Annotated in this window: 19 protein-coding genes, 1 tRNA gene and 1 pseudogene; 14 read left to right on the forward strand and 7 right to left on the reverse strand. The window is 70.9% G+C overall.

What is annotated here, in order from left to right:
- The first annotated feature begins 19 nt into the window (after positions 1-19).
- Entirely contained in the window at positions 20-727 is a 708-nt protein-coding gene (locus ABZS66_RS13740; RefSeq protein WP_354757454.1) for a glycosyltransferase family 2 protein, read from the forward strand.
- Positions 728-750: 23 nt separating this feature from the next.
- Positions 751-1,194: a redox-sensitive transcriptional activator SoxR gene (soxR, locus tag ABZS66_RS13745; protein WP_354757455.1), complete on the forward strand. Its 444-nt coding sequence runs from the start codon at positions 751-753 to the stop codon at positions 1,192-1,194.
- On the opposite strand, the gene ABZS66_RS13750 is transcribed toward soxR, so the two are convergent.
- Positions 1,178-2,137 (reverse strand): NAD(P)H-quinone oxidoreductase, encoded by a 960-nt coding sequence (locus ABZS66_RS13750; RefSeq protein ID WP_354757456.1) that lies wholly within the window; start codon positions 2,135-2,137, stop codon positions 1,178-1,180. The two genes, soxR and ABZS66_RS13750, sit on opposite strands and share 17 nt — an antisense overlap.
- 292 nt (positions 2,138-2,429) lie before the next feature.
- Between ABZS66_RS13750 and ABZS66_RS13755 the strand changes: the two genes are divergently transcribed.
- A tRNA-Ser gene (locus tag ABZS66_RS13755) sits at positions 2,430-2,520 on the forward strand.
- A gap of 164 nt (positions 2,521-2,684) precedes the next feature.
- Positions 2,685-3,380, forward strand: coding sequence for an HAD family phosphatase (locus ABZS66_RS13760; protein WP_354757457.1), 696 nt, complete (start codon positions 2,685-2,687; stop codon positions 3,378-3,380).
- A 38-nt stretch (positions 3,381-3,418) separates the two neighbouring features.
- On the opposite strand, the gene ABZS66_RS13765 is transcribed toward ABZS66_RS13760, so the two are convergent.
- Complete coding sequence (locus tag ABZS66_RS13765) at positions 3,419-4,999, reverse strand: sugar ABC transporter permease (RefSeq protein ID WP_354757458.1); 1,581 nt, start codon at positions 4,997-4,999, stop codon at positions 3,419-3,421.
- A 25-nt stretch (positions 5,000-5,024) separates the two neighbouring features.
- Positions 5,025-6,299 (reverse strand): acetyl-CoA C-acetyltransferase, encoded by a 1,275-nt coding sequence (locus ABZS66_RS13770; RefSeq protein WP_354757459.1) that lies wholly within the window; start codon positions 6,297-6,299, stop codon positions 5,025-5,027.
- A gap of 91 nt (positions 6,300-6,390) precedes the next feature.
- On the opposite strand from ABZS66_RS13770, the gene ABZS66_RS13775 reads away from it, so the two are divergent.
- The 5 genes from ABZS66_RS13775 (at position 6,391) to ABZS66_RS13795 (ending at position 12,665) form a co-directional block, all read left to right on the forward strand.
- Positions 6,391-7,707, forward strand: a complete 1,317-nt coding sequence (locus tag ABZS66_RS13775) for a 3-oxoacyl-ACP reductase (protein WP_354757460.1) — start codon at positions 6,391-6,393, stop codon at positions 7,705-7,707.
- Positions 7,704-8,555 carry a MaoC/PaaZ C-terminal domain-containing protein gene (locus ABZS66_RS13780; protein ID WP_354757495.1) on the forward strand — a complete coding sequence of 284 codons (852 nt, stop codon included), beginning with the start codon at positions 7,704-7,706 and terminating at the stop codon, positions 8,553-8,555. The genes ABZS66_RS13775 and ABZS66_RS13780 overlap by 4 nt, the downstream gene beginning before the upstream one ends.
- Positions 8,556-8,624: 69 nt before the next feature.
- Positions 8,625-11,024 carry a hypothetical protein gene (locus ABZS66_RS13785; RefSeq protein WP_354757461.1) on the forward strand — a complete coding sequence of 800 codons (2,400 nt, stop codon included), beginning with the start codon at positions 8,625-8,627 and terminating at the stop codon, positions 11,022-11,024.
- A 19-nt stretch (positions 11,025-11,043) separates the two neighbouring features.
- Positions 11,044-12,201 (forward strand): dTDP-4-amino-4,6-dideoxygalactose transaminase, encoded by a 1,158-nt coding sequence (gene rffA / locus ABZS66_RS13790; protein ID WP_354757462.1) that lies wholly within the window; start codon positions 11,044-11,046, stop codon positions 12,199-12,201.
- Positions 12,198-12,665: a GtrA family protein gene (locus tag ABZS66_RS13795; RefSeq protein WP_354757463.1), complete on the forward strand. Its 468-nt coding sequence runs from the start codon at positions 12,198-12,200 to the stop codon at positions 12,663-12,665. Before rffA ends, ABZS66_RS13795 begins: the two co-directional genes overlap by 4 nt.
- 32 nt (positions 12,666-12,697) lie before the next feature.
- On the opposite strand, the gene ABZS66_RS13800 is transcribed toward ABZS66_RS13795, so the two are convergent.
- Positions 12,698-12,871, reverse strand: a complete 174-nt coding sequence (locus ABZS66_RS13800) for a hypothetical protein (protein ID WP_354757464.1) — start codon at positions 12,869-12,871, stop codon at positions 12,698-12,700.
- Between the two features lie 52 nt (positions 12,872-12,923).
- The gene (locus ABZS66_RS13805) at positions 12,924-13,514 is read right to left on the reverse strand and encodes a MarR family transcriptional regulator (protein ID WP_354757465.1); all 591 of its coding nucleotides are present in this window, start codon (positions 13,512-13,514) and stop codon (positions 12,924-12,926) included.
- A 78-nt stretch (positions 13,515-13,592) separates the two neighbouring features.
- On the opposite strand from ABZS66_RS13805, the gene purB reads away from it, so the two are divergent.
- The 5 genes and pseudogenes from purB to ABZS66_RS13830 all read left to right on the forward strand — a co-directional run bounded on the left by purB (position 13,593) and on the right by ABZS66_RS13830 (position 19,192).
- The gene (gene purB, locus ABZS66_RS13810) at positions 13,593-15,023 is read left to right on the forward strand and encodes an adenylosuccinate lyase (protein WP_354757466.1); all 1,431 of its coding nucleotides are present in this window, start codon (positions 13,593-13,595) and stop codon (positions 15,021-15,023) included.
- A 132-nt stretch (positions 15,024-15,155) separates the two neighbouring features.
- The gene (gene purS, locus ABZS66_RS13815; RefSeq protein WP_354757467.1) at positions 15,156-15,410 is read left to right on the forward strand and encodes a phosphoribosylformylglycinamidine synthase subunit PurS; all 255 of its coding nucleotides are present in this window, start codon (positions 15,156-15,158) and stop codon (positions 15,408-15,410) included.
- A complete protein-coding gene (purQ, locus tag ABZS66_RS13820; RefSeq protein WP_354757468.1) occupies positions 15,407-16,087 on the forward strand; it encodes a phosphoribosylformylglycinamidine synthase subunit PurQ in 681 nt (226 codons plus the stop codon). The genes purS and purQ overlap by 4 nt, the downstream gene beginning before the upstream one ends.
- Positions 16,088-16,116: 29 nt before the next feature.
- A pseudogene (gene purL / locus ABZS66_RS13825) lies at positions 16,117-18,441 on the forward strand (phosphoribosylformylglycinamidine synthase subunit PurL); the annotation flags it as partial.
- 1 nt (position 18,442) lies between these two features.
- A complete protein-coding gene (locus ABZS66_RS13830; RefSeq protein ID WP_354757469.1) occupies positions 18,443-19,192 on the forward strand; it encodes a 2-phosphosulfolactate phosphatase in 750 nt (249 codons plus the stop codon).
- On the opposite strand, the gene ABZS66_RS13835 is transcribed toward ABZS66_RS13830, so the two are convergent.
- Entirely contained in the window at positions 19,189-20,130 is a 942-nt protein-coding gene (locus ABZS66_RS13835) for a glycosyltransferase family 2 protein (RefSeq protein ID WP_354757470.1), read from the reverse strand. The two genes, ABZS66_RS13830 and ABZS66_RS13835, sit on opposite strands and share 4 nt — an antisense overlap.
- 46 nt (positions 20,131-20,176) lie before the next feature.
- Positions 20,177-21,409 (reverse strand): acyl-CoA reductase, encoded by a 1,233-nt coding sequence (locus ABZS66_RS13840; RefSeq protein ID WP_354757471.1) that lies wholly within the window; start codon positions 21,407-21,409, stop codon positions 20,177-20,179.
- Positions 21,410-21,506 lie beyond the last annotated feature (97 nt).

Genomic DNA, 21,506 nt, shown 5'->3' on the forward strand with positions numbered 1-21,506 from the left:
GAATCCTTCGGAGATCGTAATGAAGCTGTCGATCCTGATGCCGGTCTACAACGAGGAAGAACGCGTCGCTGACGCCGTCAAACAGGCGCTCGACGTCAACTACCCGACCGAGATCGAGCTCGTGATCGTCGACGACGGCAGCCGTGACCGCACGGCGGAGATCCTCGGCAGCCTGCACGACGAGCGCCTCCGCGTCTTCATCCACCCGAGGAACAAGGGCAAGGGCGCCGCCATTCGTACTGCGGTGGAGAGCGCCACGGGCGACTACATGGTCATCCTCGACGCCGACCTCGAGTACGACCCGCAGGACATTCCGAAGCTGCTGGAGCCGGTGCTCGACGGCCGCGCGACCGTGGTCTACGGCAACCGCACGTTCGGCAGCCACAGCTCCTTCTCGTTCTGGTACGTCATGGGCAACAAGGCCGTCACCACCGCCGCGAACATGCTGTTCAACTGCTACCTCGGCGACCTGGAGACGTGCTTCAAGCTGATGCCCATCGAGCTGTACCGCTCGCTGCACATCAAGTCGGCCGGCTTCGGCATGGAGGCCGAGGTGACCGGCAAGCTGCTGCGCAACCGGCACCGCCCCTACGAGGTGCCGATCAGCTACCGGGCGCGCACCCGCGAGGAGGGCAAGAAGATCACGTGGAAGGACGGCGTCGAGGCGCTGTGGATCCTCTCCCGTGAGCGCGTCCGCAAGCCGAACCAGTCTTCTCGTGCCCGCTGAGCTGCTCACCATCGGTTCCTCGCGTGCCCGCTGAGCTGCTCACCATCGGTGAACTCTCGGCTCGCAGCGGTGTCGCCCCCTCCGCGCTGCGCTTCTACGAGAAGCTCGGCCTGATCCACGCCACCCGCACGTCCGGCAACCAGCGCCGCTACGAACGCACCGAGCTGCGCCGCGTCGCCTTCATCCGGATCTCGGCACAGGTCGGCATCCCGCTGGAGACGATCAGGGACGCGCTGGCCTCCCTGCCGGCCAACCGCACGCCCACCAAGGCCGACTGGGCACGGCTGTCGAGCAGTTGGCGCGGCCACCTCGACGAGCAGATCGCGCTGCTGGGCCGCCTCCGCGACACGCTGACGGACTGCATCGGCTGCGGCTGCCTCTCGCTGAAGAGCTGCAGCCTCGCCAACCACGCCGACCGCCTGGCGACCAGGGGCCCGGGCCCGGTGATCCTTACCGAGCCTTCGTAAGAAGGATCTTGCCGAAGTGCTCGTTGGACTCGAGCACCCGATGCGCCTCGGCGGCGTTCTCGATCGGCACCGTCCGGTCGATGACCGGCCTGATCAGCCCCTCCTCGACGAGCGGCCACACCTCTTCCCGCACGCCCCGGATGATCGCGGCCTTCTGCGCCGCCGTGCGGGACCGCAGCGCGGTGGCGGCCACGGTGCCACGCTTGGCCAGCAGGGCGCCGAGGTCCAGCTCGCCCTTCCGCCCACCCTGCAGGCCGATCACCACGAGCCGGCCGCCGTCGTTGAGCGCTGTGACATTCTGCTTGAGGTACGCCGCCCCCATGATGTCGAGGATGACGTCCGCCTTGACCGTCTCGGCGAAGTCCTCCGCCGTGTAGTCGATCACCCGGTCCGCGCCGAGCCGCTCGAGGCGCTCATGCTTGCCTTTCCGGGCCGTCGCGACGACGTACGCGCCGAGCGCCTTGCCCAGCTGCACGGCGAACGTCCCGATGCCGCTCCCGCCGCCGTGGACGAGCAGCGTCTCCCCCGGCTTGAGCCGCGCCAGGTCGACAACGTTGGAGAAGACGGTGGCCGCCACCTCCGGCAGCCCCGCGGCGTCCGTGACGCTGACCCCTCTGGGCACCGGCAGCACCTGCGCGGCGGGCGCGGCGACCCGCTCCGCGTACCCACCACCACCGATGAGCGCGCAGACCTCCTGCCCGACCCGCCAGGCGTGCACCCCGTCACCGACCGCGGCGACCCGCCCCGAGACCTCCATGCCCGGGTACGGCGGCGACCCCTGGGGCGGCGGATAGGCCCCTTGCCGCTGCAACGCATCGGCCCGGTTCACCCCGGCCGCCACGACGTCGATCAGCACCTCACCAGGGCCAGCCACCGCTTGGGCAACCTCGGTCCACCGCAGCACCTCAGGCCCACCGGGCTCCGCAATCGTGATCGCATGCACGGCTTCATTCTGCCGCCGGAGCCCACTGACGCCACCAGTGGCAGTGGAACGGGGCGCCGCAATCACCGGTCGCGCGGCGGACTCGGTGACCTTCGGCCGGGCTTTCGCCTTGCGGGGTGCCTTGGTGGTACCGGTGGCGCTTCCCACGTCGAGCAGCGGCACCGCCAGGTCCGGCGAATCCCACCCGTACGTGTTCCCTGGCTCGGCCCACGTCAGCCACCCCGACGACCAACCCCACCCGGGTGATCGAACGGCGATGGCGGGAGTCTGGCAAACTGAGCAACGCTCGTCGGGAGGGCTCGCCTAGTGGCCGATGGCGCCGGTCTTGAAAACCGGTGAGGCGTTCCGCGTCTCCGTGGGTTCGAATCCCACGCCCTCCGCCAAAGATCAGCCGGAGCGCCGGTCGATGGGGTCTTGGTATGTCGGCTGGTTGGCTCGCCCGGTCTCACCGAAACTCGCTGCCACTCGGTGGTATTCATGAGCGCGTGAAGGTTCCGGACGCGCTCGCCGATTCGGTGTGGGACAGCATCGCCCGGGAGTACCAGGGATGAGCCCGGTCCTTGGCGAGCTGCTGTCGCGCAGCCAGGCGATCCTGCTCGACTTCGACGGGCCGGTGTGCAGCATCTTCGGCGGCTACCCGGCGCCGATGGTCGCGGCCGAGCTGCTCAACCTGGTGGAGTCCCGCGGCGTCGACCTCACCGACGACATCCGCGACGAAGCCGACCCGATGGAGGTACTCCGGTGGTCGGCGACGCTCGGCAAGCCCGAGCTGCTCCGCGAGGTCGAGGACGGCCTGTGTCGCGCCGAACTGCTCGCCGCGCAGTCCGCGATCCCCGCACCATACGGGCGTGAGGTGATCGTTGCCGCCCGCGACGCGGGCCGGCCGGTGGCGATCGTCAGCAACAACTCAGCCGGCGCGATCGACGCGTACCTCGTCAAGCATCGGCTCGCCGGGCACATCGCGTACATCGCCGGCCGCGCCTACACCCAGCCCGAGCGAATGAAGCCGAACCCAGAGCCGTTATGGCGCGCGGCGACCGCGATCGACGTCGAACCGGCCGGCTGCGTCCTGGTCGGCGACTCGCTGTTCGACATCGAGGGCGCCCAGGCGGCCGGCGTGCCGGTCATCGCCTACGCCAACAAACCACCCAAGATCGAACGCTTCACCAACGCCTCAGCCGACGTGGTGATCACCAGCATGGGCGACATCGCCTTAGCTCTCCTGGCCTTGAACGGGCGGTAGCGCCCTCCGCCCTCAATCTGGTCCGCCGGCGTCGCGGGTCAGGTGCGGGGTGGGTGGTCGCGTTCGGGGAGGCCGGCTCTGAGGGCCACGCGGTCCAAGTAGAAGAGTTGGGCTGCCGCGCCTGCCAGTAGCAGCACGATGAGGAGTGGGAGCGGTAGGAGTTTGCCGTACGGCAGGTGGTCCACGTCGAGCGTTTGCAGGACCTGGATCATCTCCACGTGGGCCGTCATGTGGTTGGGTGGGGCCGACGTGATGTACGGCCACAGGACGTTCTGGACCTGGACCAGCCAGGTCACCACGTAGGCCAGTGCCAGCATCGGCAGCGCTGGGAGGATCAGCGAGGTCCACGGTGCCGGGCGTCCCTCCTGCAACGACACCTCGCGGCGTATTGCCTGGCCTCTGAAGAGCAGGGCCAGGACGAACAGGGCCGGGATCGCCACCCGCGACGGCGGGATCAGGGCCAGGAAACTGTTCAGGCGGTGTGCCGTCTGGCCGCTCGCGAAGGCGCGCAACGCGAGGGGGGCCACCCCGACGAAGAGGAACAGGCCGAAGGGCAGCAGGAGCCACTCGCTGTGGCGGCCCAGCGGGCGTAGGCCGCTGATGCCGAACGCCGCCAGGGCCGCGACGGTGACGCCCACCGTCGTTGAGATCAGTGGGGGTACCCAGGTGTTCACCGCGGTCGAGCGGGAGCTTAACGACTCGTCGGTGATGTCCGACAGCCAGGGCCACAGTGCGGACAGGGTGACGGCCAGGACCACCACCAGCAGAATCGCTACGACAGCCCGCGGGGCCGCGGACCGCGGCGGGGCGTCCGGCGAGACAGCGGTCTCCAGGCGGAGGCCGGAGCGGACCACCAGCACCGTGGCCAGCGCGCCGAACAGGAGTAGCGGCAGCAGCATGATCACCGACATCGCGGCGCCCACGCCGGGGCGGACGAAGACCAGGCTCTGCTGGACCGCGGCGCCCGCCGGGGTCTGGTCGGTGCGGTCGCCGAAGGCGGAGATGTAGGAGTAGGTGAACTCCTGCAGCGCCGCCGACAGGATCGCCAGGACCAGGATCACCGCCGCTAGGAGCAGCGGCGCCACCGGGCGGCGGCTGCGGAAGGCCGCCAGGTAGAGCAGGGTCGACGTGGCCACGACGAAGCCGAAGGTGCCCAGCCAGTAGGCGACGCGGGCGCTCGAAGCGTCTTCGAAGTACGAGAGCCGGAGAGCCAGGGCTATCGCCATCGGGGCGCAGGCGGCCAGCGGGATCGTCAGGACCGCCCGGGTGGACCAGCGGCCGACCCGGCCCGCGCGGGACGCGGCCCAGGCCAGCGCCGGGGCCAGGATCAGGACCAGCGCCAGCTGGGGCGCGGCCAGGCTGAGGGCGAACAGGATGTCGCCGCCCAGCCCGGCGTCGAACGCTCGGGAGTAGTTGTCGAAGCCTGCGTCCGAGCCGGTCGGGCTGAAGCGAACCCCCGTGAACGAGCTGAAGCTTGACCGAATTGTCCAAATTGTTGGCTCGACGTACGTGAGGAGCAGCAGCACGAACGCCGGCAACGCCAGCACGAAGCCCAGGACCGTCTGCCAGGTGGGTCGTGGCGGCGCCGGGCGGAGCATGGTGGGCTGGATGCCGGTCATGCCCTGAGGATATTCACAAAAGCCATTAGCGGCTCAGAATCGCCGTCACCCCTTGACCACCGGCCGCGCAGATGGAGATCAGGCCGCGGCCCGAACCCCGCTCGGACAGCAGCTTGGCCAGGGTTGCCACGATGCGGCCGCCGGTCGCCGCGAACGGGTGACCCGCGGCCAGCGAGGAGCCGTTCACGTTGAGGCGGGAGCGGTCGATCGCGCCGAGCGGCTCGTCCAGGCCCAGCCGCTCCTTGCAGAAGGCCGGGTCCTCCCAGGCCTTCAGCGTTGCCAGCACCTGCGACGCGAACGCCTCGTGGATCTCGTAGAAGTCGAAGTCCTGCAGCTTGAGGCCGGCGCGGGCGAGCATCCGCGGCACCGCGTAGGCAGGGGCCATCAGCAGGCCGTCGGTGCCGTGCACGAAGTCGACGGCTGCCGTCTCGGCCGTCTCGAACCACGCCAGCACCGGCAGGTTGCGCGACGCCGCCCATTGCTCGGACGCCAGCAGTACCACTGCCGCACCATCGGTCAGCGGGGACGAGTTGCCGGCGGTCATGGTGGCCGACGGGCCGCGGCCGAACACCGGCTTCAGCGAGCTCAGCTTGGCCAGGGACGTGTCCGGGCGGAGGTTCTGGTCGCGGGCCAGCCCCAGGTACGGCGTGATGAGATCGTCGAAGAACCCGCGCCCGTAGGCGGCGGCGAGCTGCAGGTGGGATGCGAGGGCGAGGGCGTCCTGGTCGGCCCGCGTGATGCCGAAGTCGAGCGCCGTCAGCGCCGCCGACTCGCCCATCGACAGGCCGGTGCGCGGCTCGGAGTTGCGCGGGACGTCCGGCTTGAGCTGCGTGGGGCGCAGCTTGCCGACCGCGCGCAGGCGGGCGCCGACCGAGCGGGCCCGGTTGAGCTCCATGAAGATCCGGCGCATGTCCTCGTTGACGCCGAGGGGCGCGTCGGAGGTGGTGTCGACGCCGCCGGCGATGCCCACCTCGATCTGGCCGAGCGCGATCTTGTTGGCCACCAGGATCGCGGCCTCGAGGCCGGTCCCGCAGGCCTGCTGCACGTCGTAGGCGGGCGTGCGCGGGTCGAGCCGGGAGCCGAGCACCGACTCGCGGGTGAGGTTGAAGTCGCGGCTGTGTTTGAGCACCGCACCCGCCGCGACCTCGCCGAGCCGCTCTCCGGCCAGCCCGAACCGGGCAACAAGCCCATCTATGGCGGCGGTCAGCATGTCCTGGTTTGATGCAGTGGCATAGGCGCTGCCCGAGCGCGCAAAGGGAATGCGATTACCGCCGACGATCGCTACCCGGACCGGGGCCATCGGTGTCTCCTTCTCGACGCGTAAGGGCATCCTGGCGTTACCCTACTCGCGAGTAGGTTAGCGCGTTTGTTGTGACTGGGGAGGCACTGCAATGTCCGACCGCTACGCCAGCTTCGCCCATTCGGGCGCCGGACGGTTCTTCGTGAAACGGCTCGGCCTGCCCGATCCGCCCCGTTTGCGGCGGTATCGACCGGGTGATTCGGTGCTCGCCGGGCCGGTCGCCATCGGCGGCACCGGGCGCCTGAACGCGCCGATCAACAAGATCATCGAGAACCTGCCGAAACCACCGGAGTCCGACCGCAGCGCCGCCCTGATCTTCGACGCCACCGGAATCGTCGACAGCGGTGGGCTGCGCTCGCTGTACGACTTCTTCCATCCGGTCATTCGCACGCTCGCCCCCTCCGGACGGGTGATCGTGCTGGGCAGTCCGCCCGAGCTGTGCGCCAACGCGCGCGAGGCGACCGCGCAGCGCGCGCTGGAGGGCTTCGTCCGCTCGGTGGCCAAGGAGGTCGGGCACGGCGCGACGGCGCAGCTCGTGTACGTCGCGCCGGGCGCCGAGGACGCCGTCGAGTCGACGCTGCGGTTCCTGCTCTCGGGGCGCTCGGCGTACGTGTCGGGCCAGGTCGTCCGCATCGGGCCGGCCACCGTCGACGTGCCCGGGGACTGGGAGCAGCCGCTCGTCGGCAAGACCGCGATCGTCACGGGCGCCGCCCGCGGCATCGGCGCGGCCATCGCCGAGGTGCTCACGCGCGACGGGGCGCACGTCGTCTGCCTCGACGTCCCGGCCGCCGGCGAGGACCTGACCAGAGTCGCCAACGACCTCAAGGGCACCGCGCTGCAGCTCGACCTGACCACCGACGACGCGCCGCGCCGGCTCGCCGACTTCATCGCGACCCGGCACGTCCACGCCGACGTGTTCGTCCACAACGCCGGTATCACCCGCGACAAGACCCTCGGGCGCATGGACGGGGGGCAGTGGCAGTCGGTGCTCGACGTCAACCTGGGCAGCCAGGAGCGGATCAACGACGTGCTGCTCGCCGAGAACCTGCTCGGCGGCAACGGGCGGATCGTGACCGTCTCGTCGGTGTCCGGCATCGCGGGCAACCGCGGCCAGACCAACTACGCGACCTCGAAGGCCGGCGTCATCGGCATCGTCGAGGCCAACGCGGCCGCCGTCGCCGCCCGCGGGCTGACGCTCAACGGGGTCGCGCCCGGCTTCATCGAGACCAGGATGACCGCGGCCATGCCGATGTTCGTCCGGGAGGCGGGCCGCCGGATGAACAGCATGTCGCAGGGCGGCCTGCCGGTCGACGTGGCCGAGACGATCGCCTGGCTGGCCAACCCGGCCTCCGGCGGGGTCAGCGGCAACGTCATCCGGGTCTGCGGCCAGAGTCTGCTGGGGGCCTGATGCGGCAGGAGCTGGAGCGGGCGCCGTCGCTGGGCCCGCTCTACCGCGCCGCCGCGCTCCGCCGGAGCACGGCGAAGGAGCCGAGGCTGCCCGACCGCGAGCTGATCCTGCGCGGGGTGCGCGCCGATCGCGAACACCTGGCCGCGTACGACCGGGTGTGCGGGTTCCGCCTCGGCGACACGCTGCCGGCCACGTACCCCCACGTGCTCGCGTTCCCGCTGGCCCTGCGGCTGATGACCGCCCGCGAGTTCCCGTTCCCGCTGCTCGGGCTGGTGCACGTGGAGAACGAGATCCGCGTGCACCGGCCGCTGAAAACGACAGATGCGTTCGATCTGGCAGTACGGGCGGAGGCCCTGCGCCCGCACGACCGCGGCACCCAGCTGGACGTGGTCGCGACCGCCACGATCGACGACGAGCCGATCTGGTCCGGCCGTTCGACGTACCTCCGCCGTACCGTTGCCGCCGGAAGATCGACGGCGAACCCGAACGAGCCCGTCCCCGCCCGCTCGGTCTGGCGGATCCCCAAGCGGACCGGCCCCGACTATGCGGCGGTCTCCGGCGACCGGAACCCGATCCACACCTCGCGGCTGCTCGCCAGGGCGTTCGGCTTCCCGCGCACGATCGCGCACGGCATGTGGACGAAGGCCCGGTGTCTGGCCGCGCTGGAGGGCCGGCTGCCGGACGCCTACACCGTCAGGGTGTCGTTCAAGTTGCCGATCCTGCTGCCGGCGACGGTGGGCTTCGACGCCAAGGCCGATGGTGACGAGTGGGTGATCTCCGTCTGGGACGTCCGCACTGGTAAACCGCATCTGAGCGGAACGGCCTACGGCACGGGGGCGACGCCATAGCATTTTGACTGTCGCACGGCCCGATGCCCGCGGGTGCACCCAGTTCGCCGTTTCGGGGGGCTCGAAACCATGCACACGCCAACCGAGGTCGCCGTCGCGGAGCGTGGTGACCCGGCCAGGGACGGGGTGCCGCCGGACCGGTCGCGCAGCCTGCCGTTCACCGGCTGGCTGCCACCGGCGCTCCTCCTGGTCGCCACGTTCGCGGTGCTGTGGTTCTACGCGGTCCCGCCCGCGACCACCGCGGTCTTCCTGGTGTACCTGGGCCTCGGCGTCACCCTGCCGGGCACGCTGTGGTGGCGGTTCTTCCACCGCGGCAAGGGCTGGTTCGTCGCGGACGTGGCTGCCGGTCTGGCGCTCGGCTATGTCGGCGAGGTGCTCTGCTACGTGGCCGCCCGCTGGGCCGGCCTGCCGCTGCTGGTGCTCGTCTGGCCGCTCGCGACCGTCACGGCGTTCCTGGTCGTTCCGGGGCTTCGGCGGTACTGGCGCAGCACTCCCGACGCCGAGCGGCCCCCGGCGGCGTGGCGGTGGGCCCTGACCGGGATCGCCGGCCTGATCCTGCTGTGGAGCTGCAAGTTCTACCGCATCTACGGCCTGCGGTTCCCGTACAACTCCACGCCGGACACCGACTCGACGTTCCACCTGGCACTCGTCGGCGAGGCCAAGCACCACATGCCGATGGTCGTCCCGTGGATCAACGGCGAGCCGCTCTACTACCACTGGTTCGTCTACCCGGAGCTGGCGGCGACCAGCTGGGTGACCGGCATCGAGCCCGCCGTCCTGCTGTTGCGCCTGTCGATGCTGCCGATGCTCATGGCGTTCGCGGTGCTGGTCGCGGTGCTCGCCCGCAAGCTCACCGGCGGCTGGTGGACCGGCGTCGCGGCCTCGGTCGTGACGCTCTTCGTGCTGGCGCCGAACCCGTTCGGGTGGCACATGCGCCCGGTGTACGAGAACCTGGCGTTCAGCCCGCTGGAGGACGGCTCGTCGCTGCGCCTCACGGTGTGGTCGGGGCCGACGCAGACCTTCGGCGCGCTGCTGTTCGTGCCGGTGATGCTGGTGCTCGTCGACCGGCTGCGGGAGGTCGACCTGCGCGAGCCGATTTGGCAGCGTCACCGCCGCGGCTGGGTGCTGCTGGCGATCCTGCTCGCGGGTGTGATGGGCAGCAAGGCGACCTACCCGCCGCTGCTGGCGTGCGGCCTGCTGCTGGTGCTGGCGGTGGAGCTGGTGTTCCGCCGCCGGCTGCACGGCGGTGCGCTGGCCGCGCTCGGGCTGACCGGCGTCGCGTTCGCGTTCTCGCAGCTCGTGCTCTTCGGCGCGACCAGCCAGGGCAGCGGCTTCAACCCGCTCACCGCCGTGGTGACCAGCCCGCTCGGCATGACGACGCAGTACGTGGCCTTCCTGCCGCAGGACCACCTGAACGTGCTGGCCACGCTCACGATCTTCGGCTGGTGCTGCGTCTGGGCCGGCCTCCTCGGCCTGTTCCGGCGCGCGGCCCGCGCGCCCGAGATCATCGCGATGCTCGGCATCGGGCTCGGCGGCGCCGGTGCCACCATGCTGACCGGCCAGTCCGGCGACAGCCAGCGGTTCTTCATCGAGGCCGCCCGCCCGTACATCGCGGTCGCCGCGGTCGTCGGCCTCGCCGCGCTGCTGCCCGCCGGCCGGATGACCTGGAAGCGCGGCGCAGCCCTGGCCGGCAGCGCGGCGCTCGGCATCCTCGTGGTCCAGCTCGTCCAGGCCCGCGGCCGCACCACGGTCCCGACCGGTTCGAACACGCCGAACGATGCCGCCTGGCGACACGAGATCGTCGCGCCCTACGCGCAGCTAGGCCTGGCCGCGGCGCTCTTCCTGGCCGGGCTCGGGGTCGCTTCGGTACTGCTGCGGCGGCGCGGCCGGTCCTTCGGGTTCGGCACCGCGCTGGCGCTCACGATCGCGCTGCTGGCCGGCTACGGCCTCAACACCAGCGCCGAGAACTACAACGTGATCGCGCGGGACGCCCGGGCGCACGGCTGGCGCAACGTCGTGCAGGGCACCCGGATCGTCTCCGAGGGCACGCTGGCGGCCGGCCGCTGGCTGCGGGAGCACTCCGACCCCGCCGACCTGGTCGCGACCAACGCGCACTGCCTCATGTTGGAGGGCACGTGCAGCAACCTGCACTTCTCCATGACCGCGTACAGCGAGCGCCGCATGCTCGTCGAGGGCTGGGGCTTCTCGACGACGGCGCACCAGGAGGCGGCCCGGCTCGACCAGTGGGTGGGCCACGTCCCCTACTGGAAGCCGGACATCCTGGCCGACAACGACGCCGCCTTCAAGGAACCGACCGCCGAGAACGTCGCCACGCTGCGTGACCGGTACGGCGTGAAGTGGCTGTTCGTCGACGAGTCACAGGGCGGGGTGTCACCGAAACTGCCGACGCTGGCTACCGAGCGTTATCGGTCGGGCCCCTGCGTCGTATATGAACTGGCTCCGTCCTGACGTTAGGGAGGCTCCCGCAGTGACGTCCACCAACCAACTCGCCGTGCCTTTCAACAAGGGATTCCTGACCGGTGACGAAACCGGCTACATGCACCAGGCGATGACGAGTGGACCGATGACCGGCGACGGCCCGTTCACCAAACGGGCGAGCGCACTGCTCACCGAGATCGTCGGCGCCCGCCACGCCCTGCTCACCACGTCGTGCACGCACGCGCTCGACATGACCGCGATGCTGCTCGATCTCGGCCCGGGCGACGAGGTCATCCTGCCGTCCTTCACGTTCTGCTCGACGGCCAACGCCTACGTCCTGCGGGGCGCCGTCCCGGTGTTCGTCGACATCCGGCCGGACACCCTGAACCTGGACGAGCGCCAGGTCGAGGCGGCGGTCACCGAGCGAACGAAGGCCATCGTCGTCGTGCACTACGCCGGCGTGGGCGTCGAGATGGACGCGATCAACGCGATCGCCGAGCGGCACGGCCTGGTCGTGATCGAGGACGACGCCCACGGCCTCGGCGGTACCTACCGCGGCCGCAACCTGGGCTCGATCGGCGCGATGGCGACGCAGAGCTTCCACGAGACCAAGAACGTGCAGTGCGGCGAGGGCGGCGCGCTGGTCCTGAACGACTCCCGCTACTTCGAGCGGGCGGAGATCATCCGCGAGAAGGGCACGAACCGCGGCCAGTTCTTCCGGGGCATGGTCGACAAGTACCGCTGGATGGACATCGGCTCGTCGTACCTGGCGTCGGACCTGCTGGCCGCGTTCCTCACCGCCCAGCTGGAGCATTTCGCCGACATCCAGCGCCGCCGCCACCACGTGTGGTCGAGCTACGACACCCGGCTCGCGGCCTGGGCCGCCGAGCAGGGCGTCGTCCGCCCGACCGTGCCGGCCGACCGCGAGCAGCCGGCCCACCTGTACTACCTGCTGCTGCCCGACCTGGACAGCCGCCAGGGCATGCTGAAGCACCTGCTGGCCCACGGTGTGCTCGGCACGTTCCACTACCAGCCGCTGCACCTGGCCCCGGCCGGCGTGAGGTTCGGCCGGGTCGGTCCCGAGGGCTGCCCGGTGACCGAGGACGTTGCCGACCGGCTGCTGCGCCTGCCGCTCTACGCCGGCATGACCGACGCCGACATCGACCTGGTCATCGGTGCCGTCGAGAGCTACCGGCCACGCGAGTGACCGAGACCGCCGACGCCCGCACCCGCCTGACCCGCACGGTGGTCGCGTTCGCCAACGACCGCCGGGTGCGCTACCTGCTGGCCGGCGGCGTGTCGGCGGTCCTGTACTACGCCTTCTACGCCGGGCTCTACCTGCTGACCCGCGACTGGCTGCACTACCTGGTCCCGGCCTTCGCGGCCAACCTCCTGTGCGCCCTGGTCACGTACCCGCTCCAGCGCCGGTTCGTGTTCCGGTCGAACGGCCCGCTCATCCCCGGCTTCTTCAAGTTCTACGTGGTGTGCCTGTGGGCGCTGGGCTTCACGCTGGTGGGGCTGCCGGTGCTGGTGGAGCTGGCGGGCATCCCGGTCCTGATCTCGCAGGCGATCCTGATCGTGACGGCCCCGATCATCAACTACCAGCTGACGAAGTTCTGGGTCTTCCGCATCCGCCGCGGCCGGCCCGCCCGCCAGACGATCACTGACTAGAGTCTGGGCCGCGGCGCCGCCCATTCTCGGACCTAGTACGGGCTCATCCGGTCGAGGACCCGCTCCGCGAGGTCGGCGATTGCCGCGACCCGCGGCAGGTCGCGAGACACGTCCGCCGCGGTGAGCTCGGGCCGGTGCGCGCCCGGATACTCAGCCTCGTTCCGCTGCCGACGCATGCGGTCGAACGGCCGCAGCACCGCGCCCATCGGCGGACGAGCATCGCATCGATGGTGGCGCGGCCCTGGTTCCACTGCATCGTCAGATGACTCCGGTGGTGAGATCGAGCTTGACCAGTGGGCGGGTCCGGACGGACTCCAGGAACGGGTTGCCGGCCGGGGACTGCCAGGCCGACTCGGGAACGGCGGTGATGTTGACCTCGCGAGCCAGGCGGCGCTCGGCGGTCGCCGCCGCCTCGTAGAGGTCGTCCGCGTCCGGCGCACCGATGACCACGACGTCCACGTCACCCGGGACCGGGCCCGGCTCGCCTCGGTACCGAGCCGCCCACGAGCCGTAGATGTATGCCCCGGTGATGTGCTCGATCGGCATCAGCGCGTCCGTGATTATAGCCATAGGGCCGTACGTCACCGCAAGCAGGTCGGTCAATGGGCGGGTGACCACCGTGTCCAGGTTGGCGCGGAGTAGCCGCACGATGCCCAGCCGGCGCTCCAGCACCAGGCCCGCCTGCGCGAGCCGATCCGCCTCCCGGCTCACCGTCGCCTGCGATACACCGAACCGACGCGCCAGGTCGGCCAGCGAAGCCTCGACCCCGGGGTGAAGGTACAGCCAGGCGAGCAGCTCGCCCTGGAACGGCGAGCGGAGGATCGGCAGCAGCAGCGACGAAGCTTGCATATCATGCACGATACCTTGCAGGATGCGTAAGGTCTGCCGTCTGCGGGCGGCCGAGCCGGGGCGGGCAGAATGGACGGCGTGAACAAGCCGCGGATTCCTGATGTGCTCGCCAGCCGTTATGCCTCGCCGGAGCTCGTGGAGATCTGGTCGCCCGAGGAGAAGGTGCGGCTGGAGCGGCGGCTGTGGGTTGCCGTGCTCAAGGCGCAGCAGGAGCTCGGGGTCGCGGTGCCCGACGGGGTCGTGGCCGACTACGAGCGGGTCCTCGACGACGTCGACCTCGTCAGCATCGCCGAGCGCGAGCGCGTCACCCGGCACGACGTCAAGGCGCGGATCGAGGAGTTCTCCAGCCTGGCCGGGCACGAGCACATCCACAAGGGCATGACCTCGCGGGACCTCACCGAGAACGTCGAGCAGCTGCAGATCCGCAAGTCGCTGGAGCTGGTCCGGGACCGGATGGTGGCCGCGCTCACCCGGCTCGCGGCACGCGCCCAGCAGTATGACGAGCTGGTCATGGTCGGGCGGTCGCACAACGTGCCGGCCCAGGCCACGACCCTCGGCAAGCGCTTCGCGAGTGCCGCCGAGGAGCTGCTCATCGGGTACCGCAGAATCGAAGACCTCCTGGAGCGCTATCCGCTGCGCGGGATCAAGGGGCCGGTCGGGACCGCCGCCGACCAGCTGGACCTGCTCAAGAACGACGCCGGCAAGCTCGCGCAGCTGGAGCGGAAGGTCGCCGAGCACCTCGGGTTCCGCAACGTGCTGACGAGCGTCGGCCAGGTGTACCCCCGCTCGCTGGACCTCGACGTGGTGTCGGCGCTCGCCCAGGCGGTGGCCGGGCCGTCGAGCCTGGCGACGACGATCCGCCTCATGGCGGGATATGAGCTGGCGACCGAGGGCTTCAAGGCCGGCCAGGTGGGCTCGTCGGCGATGCCGCACAAGATGAACACGCGCTCCTGCGAGCGGGTCAACGGGCTGGCCGTGATCGTGCGGGGGTATCTCTCGATGGTCGGCGAGCTGGCCGGCGACCAGTGGAACGAGGGTGACGTCTCGTGCTCGGTCGTGCGCCGGGTGGCGCTGCCGGACGCCTTCTTCGCGGTCGACGGGCTGTTCGCCACGTTCCTGACCGTGCTGGACGAGTTCGGGGCGTACCCGGCGGTCGTGGCGCGCGAGCTCGACCGGTACCTGCCGTTCCTCGCCACCACGCGGGTGCTCGTGGCGGCGGTCGGGCGCGGGGTCGGCCGTGAGGATGCTCACGAGGCGATCAAGGAGCACGCCGTCGCCGTGGCGCTCGCCATGCGCGAAAAGGGCATCCAGGACAACGACCTGCTCCAGCGGCTGGCCGACGACGAGCGGCTGCGCCTGTCCCGGCCCGAGGTGGAGGCCCTGGTCGCGGACCCGCAGCAGTTCATCGGCGCGGCATCCGCGCAGGTCAGGGCCGTCAACGAGATGATCGCCGAAGTCGTCGCCAAACATGGGGAGGCGGCGGCGTACATCCCGCCACCGATTCTCTGACGCCGATCTTGGCATTCAGCGGTACCGCTAAGATGCTTGCTGGGCGACAAGCCGGTGATCTGCGGCGTTGTCCCGCCCGGTAGGCTCGTGTCGCTCGCCCTCGAGCGCCCGACTCAACGTCAGGAGTGCCCCGTGGCCCGCGTCGTGGTTGACGTCATGCTCAAACCGGAGATCCTGGACCCCCAGGGTCAGGCGGTCGCGAACGCGCTGCCGCGTCTCGGCGTCGCCGACGTGACGTCCGTGCGCATCGGCAAGCGCATCGAGATCGAGTTCGAAGGCTCGGCCGACCTCGAGCGGGCCCGCGACATCGCCGACATGCTGCTCGCCAACCCGGTGATCGAGGACTTCACCCTGCGGGTCGACGAGCCGGAGGGCGAGCAGCGGTGACCGCCCGCATCGGTGTCGTCACCTTCCCCGGCTCGCTCGACGACCGCGACGCCGCCCGAGCCGTCGGGCTCGCCGGTGCGGCGCCGATCCCGCTCTGGCACGCCGACGCCGACCTCTACGGAGTGGACGCCGTCATCCTGCCGGGTGGCTTTTCGTACGGCGACTACCTGCGGGCCGGCGCGATCGCCCGGTTCTCCGCGGTCATGGAATCGATCATCAGGGCCGCCGGCGACGGGCTGCCGGTGCTGGGCATCTGCAACGGCTTCCAGGTGCTGTGCGAGGCCCACCTCCTGCCCGGGGCGCTGACCCGCAACCAGCACCTGCACTTCCGCAACCGCGACCAGGGCCTGCGGATCGAGAGCACGACGACCGCGTGGACGCGCGACTTCACGCCCCGCCAGGAGGTCGTGATCCCGGTCAAGAACGGCGAGGGCTGCTACATGGCCGATGGGCGCACGCTCGACGAGCTCGAGGCCGAGGGGCGCGTCGTCGCGCGGTACGTCCGCGGAAACCCGAACGGATCGCTGCACGACATCGCGGCGATCACCAACGCCGCCGGCAACGTCGTCGGGATCATGCCTCACCCGGAGCACGCGGTCGAGGTGCTGACCGGCCCGTCCATCGACGGACTCGGCGTCTTCACATCCGTGCTCGCACATCTGGGAGCCCGAGTATGAGCGCCGACACCGTTGAACAGGCCGCCAAGACGCCTGATGACGAGCAGCCCTACGAGGACCTGGGCCTGCGCGAGGACGAGTATCAGCGGATCCGCCAGATCCTGAGCCGCCGCCCGACGACGTCGGAGCTGGCGATGTACTCGATCATGTGGAGCGAGCACTGCTCGTACAAGAGCAGCAAGGTCCACCTGCGGCAGTTCAGCGAGAAGGCCCCGAAGTCCGACCTGATGCTCGCCGGCATCGGCGAGAACGCGGGCGTCATCAAGATCTCCGACGAGATCGCCGTGACGTTCAAGGTCGAGTCGCACAACCACCCGAGCTTCGTCGAGCCCTACCAGGGCGCGGCCACCGGCGTCGGCGGCATCGTCCGGGACATCCTCGCGATGGGCGCCCGCCCGGTCGCCGTGATGGACCCGCTGCGCTTCGGCGCCGCCGACCACGAGGACACCAAGCGGGTCCTGCCCGGGGTCGTCGCCGGCGTCGGCGGCTACGGCAACTGCCTGGGCCTGCCCAACATCGGCGGCGAGGTCGTCTTCGACCCCTGCTACCAGGGCAACCCGCTGGTCAACGCGCTGTGTGTCGGCGTGCTGCCGGTCAACCGGCTGCAGAACAAGGAGGCGCACGGCCCCGGCAACATCGTCGTGCTGCTCGGCGCCAAGACCGGCCGTGACGGCATCGGCGGCGTCTCGGTGCTGGCCAGCGCCACCTTCGACAAAGACGGCCCGGCCCGCCGCCCGTCGGTCCAGGTCGGCGACCCGTTCATCGAGAAGCTGCTGATCGAGAGCTGCCTCGAGCTGTACGAGCGGGGCCTGATCGTCGGCGTGCAGGACCTCGGCGGCGCCGGGCTGACCTGCGCGCTCACCGAGACGAGCGCCGCGGCCGGCACCGGCATGGACGTCAACCTCAACCTGGTGCCGCTGCGCGAGGCCTCGATGGACCCCCAGGAGGTCCTGGCCAGCGAGTCGCAGGAGCGGATGCTGCTCATCGTCGACCCGGACAAGCTCGACGAGGTCCTGCGGGTCGCCGAGCGCTGGGGCGTCCTCGCCACCGCGATCGGCCAGGTCACCGACACCGGCCGCCTGATCATCAGCTGGCACGGCGAGGTCGTCGTCGACGTCCCGCCGGGCTCGCTCGCCGACGACGGCCCGGTCTACGCGCGCCCGATGCGCGAGCCGGCCGACCTCATCCTGCTCCAGGCCGACCGGGCCGAGACGCTGCCGCGGCCGCGCAGCGGCGTCGAGCTGCGCGAGACCCTGCTGCGCCTGGCCGCCAGCCCCAACCTGTGCGACAAGAGCTGGGTCACTGAGCAGTACGACCGCTACGTGCAGGGCAACACGATCCTCGCCCAGCCGGAGAACTCGGGCGTGATCCGCATCGACGAGCAGAGCGGCCTCGGTGTCGCGCTGTCCGTCGACGGCAACGCCCGCTACGCGCGGCTCGACCCGTACAACGGCGCCAAGCTCGCCCTGGCCGAGGCCTACCGCAACGTGGCCGCGGCCGGCGCGACGCCGCTCGCGGTGACGAACTGCCTGAACTTCGGCTCCCCCGAGGACCCGCAGGTCATGTGGCAGTTCGCCGAGGCGGTCCGGGGTCTGGCCGACGGCTGCGCCGAGCTGGGCATCCCGGTCACCGGCGGCAACGTCAGCTTCTACAACTCGACCGGCTCGCAGGCGATCCACCCGACGCCGGTCGTCGGCGTGCTGGGCGTCATGGGCAACGTCGGCAGCCGGGTCCCGATGGGCTTCGGCGGCGACAGCGACGTGATCATGCTGCTCGGCGAGACGACCGAGGAGCTGTCCGGCTCCGAGTGGGCCTGGGTCACCCACCAGCACCTCGGCGGCCAGCCGCCGCGCGTGAACCTCACCCGCGAGCGCATCCTCGCCTCGGTGCTGACCGAGGCCGGCGAGCGCGGTCACCTGTCGTCGGCGCACGACCTCTCCGACGGCGGGCTGGCCCAGGCGCTGGTGGAGGCCTGCCTGCGGTATGACCACGGGGCGAACATCGTCCTGCCGGAGGACCTCAACCCGTTCGTCGCGCTGTTCTCGGAGTCGACCGCCCGCGCGCTCGTCTCCGTGCCGCGCGGCCACGAGAAGGCGTTCGCGGCGCTGGCCGGCCAGCACGGCCTGCCGGTCACGGTGATCGGCTCGGTCGACGGCCGCAGCCGCACGCTCGACATCCGCGGCAAGTTCACGATCTCGCTCGACGAGCTGCGGGCGGCCTGGACCGGCACCCTGCCGGCCCTGTTCGGCGACGTCTCGACCGAGGCCCCGGCATACGTCGAGCCCACTGCTCCCCCGCCCTTCTTCGAGAAGGTCGAGGCCCCGGAGGTGCCTGCGTCGCCCGGCGACGCCTGACATGACCGTCTTCGCGCAGCCCGGCTCGGGCGCCCGGTTCGACTGGGGCCCGGCCGGGGCGGCGGAGCTGGCCCGCGTCTGTTCCGTGCTGGTCGTCGTCGACGTCCTGTCGTTCTCGACCGCGGTGGACATCGCGGTCACCCGCGGCATGCGGGTGCACCCGTTCCCGTGGAGCGACCAGGCCCGCGCCTACGCCGACCGGATGGGCGCGGCCGTCGCGGTCGGCCGCTCGAAGGTGACCCCGGCCTCGCCGTGGTCGCTGTCGCCGCATGCGCTCCGGAAGGCACCGGTCGTGGCGGACCTGGTCCTGCCGTCGCCGAACGGGGCGACGATCTGCTCGGCCGCCTCGTCCACCGGCGTTCCGGTGGTCGCGGCCGCACTGCGCAACGCGCCGGCCGTCGCCCGCTGGCTGCACGAGCACGGCCACGGCACGCCGTCCCAGCCGGTCGGCGTGATCGCGGCCGGCGAGCTGTGGCCGGACGGCGCCCTGCGCCCGTGCGTCGAGGACCTGCTGGGCGCCGCGACGGTCCTCGACGGCCTGTCGGCGCTCGGCGCCTCGCTCTCGGTCGAGGCGGCGATCACGCTGGCCGCGCTGGCCGCGGTTCGCAACGTAGGTGCCGCGGTCCGCCGGTGCGTGAGCGGCCAGGAGCTGATCGGCCGCGGCTTCGCCGAGGACGTGGCCCTGGCCGTCGAGTCGGGCGTCTCGCACACCGTCCCCGTCCTGACGAACGGCGTGTTCGTCGCGGCCTAGCGGCGTTCGATGCGTTGACCCCGGGTGATGTGCTCGCGGATCACGTACGTCGGGCGGCCCATGCCGTGGGAGTGGACCCGGCCCAGGTACTCGCCGAGGACGCCGATGCCCACCAGCTGGGCCGACGAGAAGAAGGCGATCAGGGACGCCAGGGTCGTGAAGCCGGCGACCGTTGTCTGGCCTCTGACGTACTGGACGATCCAGATGATCGTCAGCGCCAGGCCCCCCAGTCCGATCGCGAAGCCCAGCCACGTCACCCAGCGCAGGGGCTTCGTGGAGTAGCCCAGGATCATGTTGACCATGTGCTTCACCAGCGACTTCACGGTGAAGCCGGACCTGCCTTCCTGGCGTTGGTCCATCCGTACCGCCACGGAGCCCACGCGGGTCGTCGTCCAGGACAGGACGATGTCCACCGAGACGTGTGGGCCGCTCACCTGGTCGAAGCCCGCCCGCAGGAAGGTGCGGAAGATGCGCAGGGCGCCCAGGACGTCGGCGTTGGGGATGCCCATCGTGCGGCCCATCACCAGCGACTTCGCGCCCCAGGACGTGATGTTGCGGAACGCGCCGTGCTCCTCCTGCTCGGACACCGCGTAGACGACGTCGAGGTCGTCGGTCAGGGCGGCGACCAGCTTCGGGAGCTCCTCCGGCGGGTGCTGGAGGTCGTCGTCCATCGTGATGACGCGCTCGTGGCGGGCCGCGCGGATGCCGGCGATCAGGGCGTTGTGCTGGCCGTAGTTGCGGGCCATGCGGATGGCCTGCACGTGGTCGTACTTCAGGGCGAGCTCGCTCGCCACGTCCCATGTGTCGTCGGTGCTGTCGACGACCAGGATGACCTCATGGTCGGGGTGCAGGTCGGGCAGCACCCCGTTCAGGCGCTCCACCAGCGCCGGCAGGATGCGCGCCGAGCGGTAGCACGGGACGACGACGGACAGGGACACCTCAAGGGCTCCTCACAATCGCGAAGAACCTCAAGGTAGCGACCATTCAGGCCTGTATTGTGATTATTCTGGTGAATTCGCGCAGGAGGTCGAGGCCGTCCCAGACCCCGGCGAACGTCAACGCCTGGCCGAACGGGACGATCCGGTCGATGCCGCGGCCGGCCAGCGTGGTCACGAAGTCGTCGAGCTCCGACATCGTGAAGCCGAACTGGGCCAGGGTCTGGTCCTTGCGCTGGATGGCGGGGGCCAGATCGGCCAGCGAGCCGAGCGTCACGTGGCAGATGGTGCCGGCGCCCAGCCACTCGCGCCGGACCTCGCCGAGGCCGGCCAGCTCGACGTTGGCCACCGCGTTGCCGGCGAAGGCGACGCGGGTCGCGGCGCCGGTGGCGGCCAGGCCGTAGGTGGCGACGTACTTCTCGACGGCCATCGCCGCGTCGACCGCCCAGCCGCGCTGCCCGACGACCTCGCCGAGCAGCTCAATGAACTCGACCTTGGCCGCGTCGGCCGCTTCGGCGTCGCCGATCCAGAACAGGTCGCGGGGGGAGGAGCAGGCGGCCTGGTCGAACCAGTACAGGTCGTTGGCGAAGCCGTCGGCCGCCGCCCGGCGCCGGGCCGGGGCCGCGGCCTGCCAGCCGGCGACCGAGACCGCGGCGAACGACGAGCGGTCGGGGAATGCCAGGTCGCGGGCGAGCGGCGGGATCGGGTGCCGGCGCAGCGCGCCGACCGACTGGTCGCCGCCCCACAGGACGCGCAGGTCGCAGGCCGCCATCAGCGCGCCGGTGATCGCGTCGTCGCGGTCGTAGGTGACCATCCGCTGGGTCCGGGCGATCGCCGGGTGGGCGTCGGCGAGCGCGTCGTTGAGCGCTTCGAGCACGGTCTGGGCGGCGCCGGCCGAGCGGTTGGAGACGCGCACGATGTTGTGGTTGCCGGCCAGGGCCGACAGGGCCCAGGAGTACACGAAGATCGTGTCCACATTGGCCGGTGGGAAGTGCAGGACCAGCCCGCGCGGGGCGCGGCGGTGGCCGCCGACGCCGTCGCCGAAGCGCTCGACCGCCTTCGCCAGCTCGCTCCTGCGCAGGAAGAAGCCGAGGGAGCCCAGCTCGGGATGGCGGCGGGCCAGGTCGGGCTTGAGCAGGCGGCGGGAGAAGGCGATCAGGAAGTCGCGGACCCGCTCGTCGCCGACGGTCAGCCGGCCGTCGGCGGGCTCCTGGGTGACCTCGGCGATCAGTCGGTCGACCGACCGAATTTCGGCGCCGGCCGGGAAGCGCGAAAGGACCACGCCGCCGCCAGCCACGGAGGAGCCAGCCGTGGAAGGCGAGGCCGCGGAGGACCCGGGCGCGGAAGGGCCGGCCACGGACGACGTGGGCGCGGAGGAC

It is taken from the genome of Dactylosporangium sp. NPDC005572 (assembly GCF_040605515.1).
In the GTDB taxonomy this organism is placed as follows: domain Bacteria; phylum Actinomycetota; class Actinomycetes; order Mycobacteriales; family Micromonosporaceae; genus Dactylosporangium.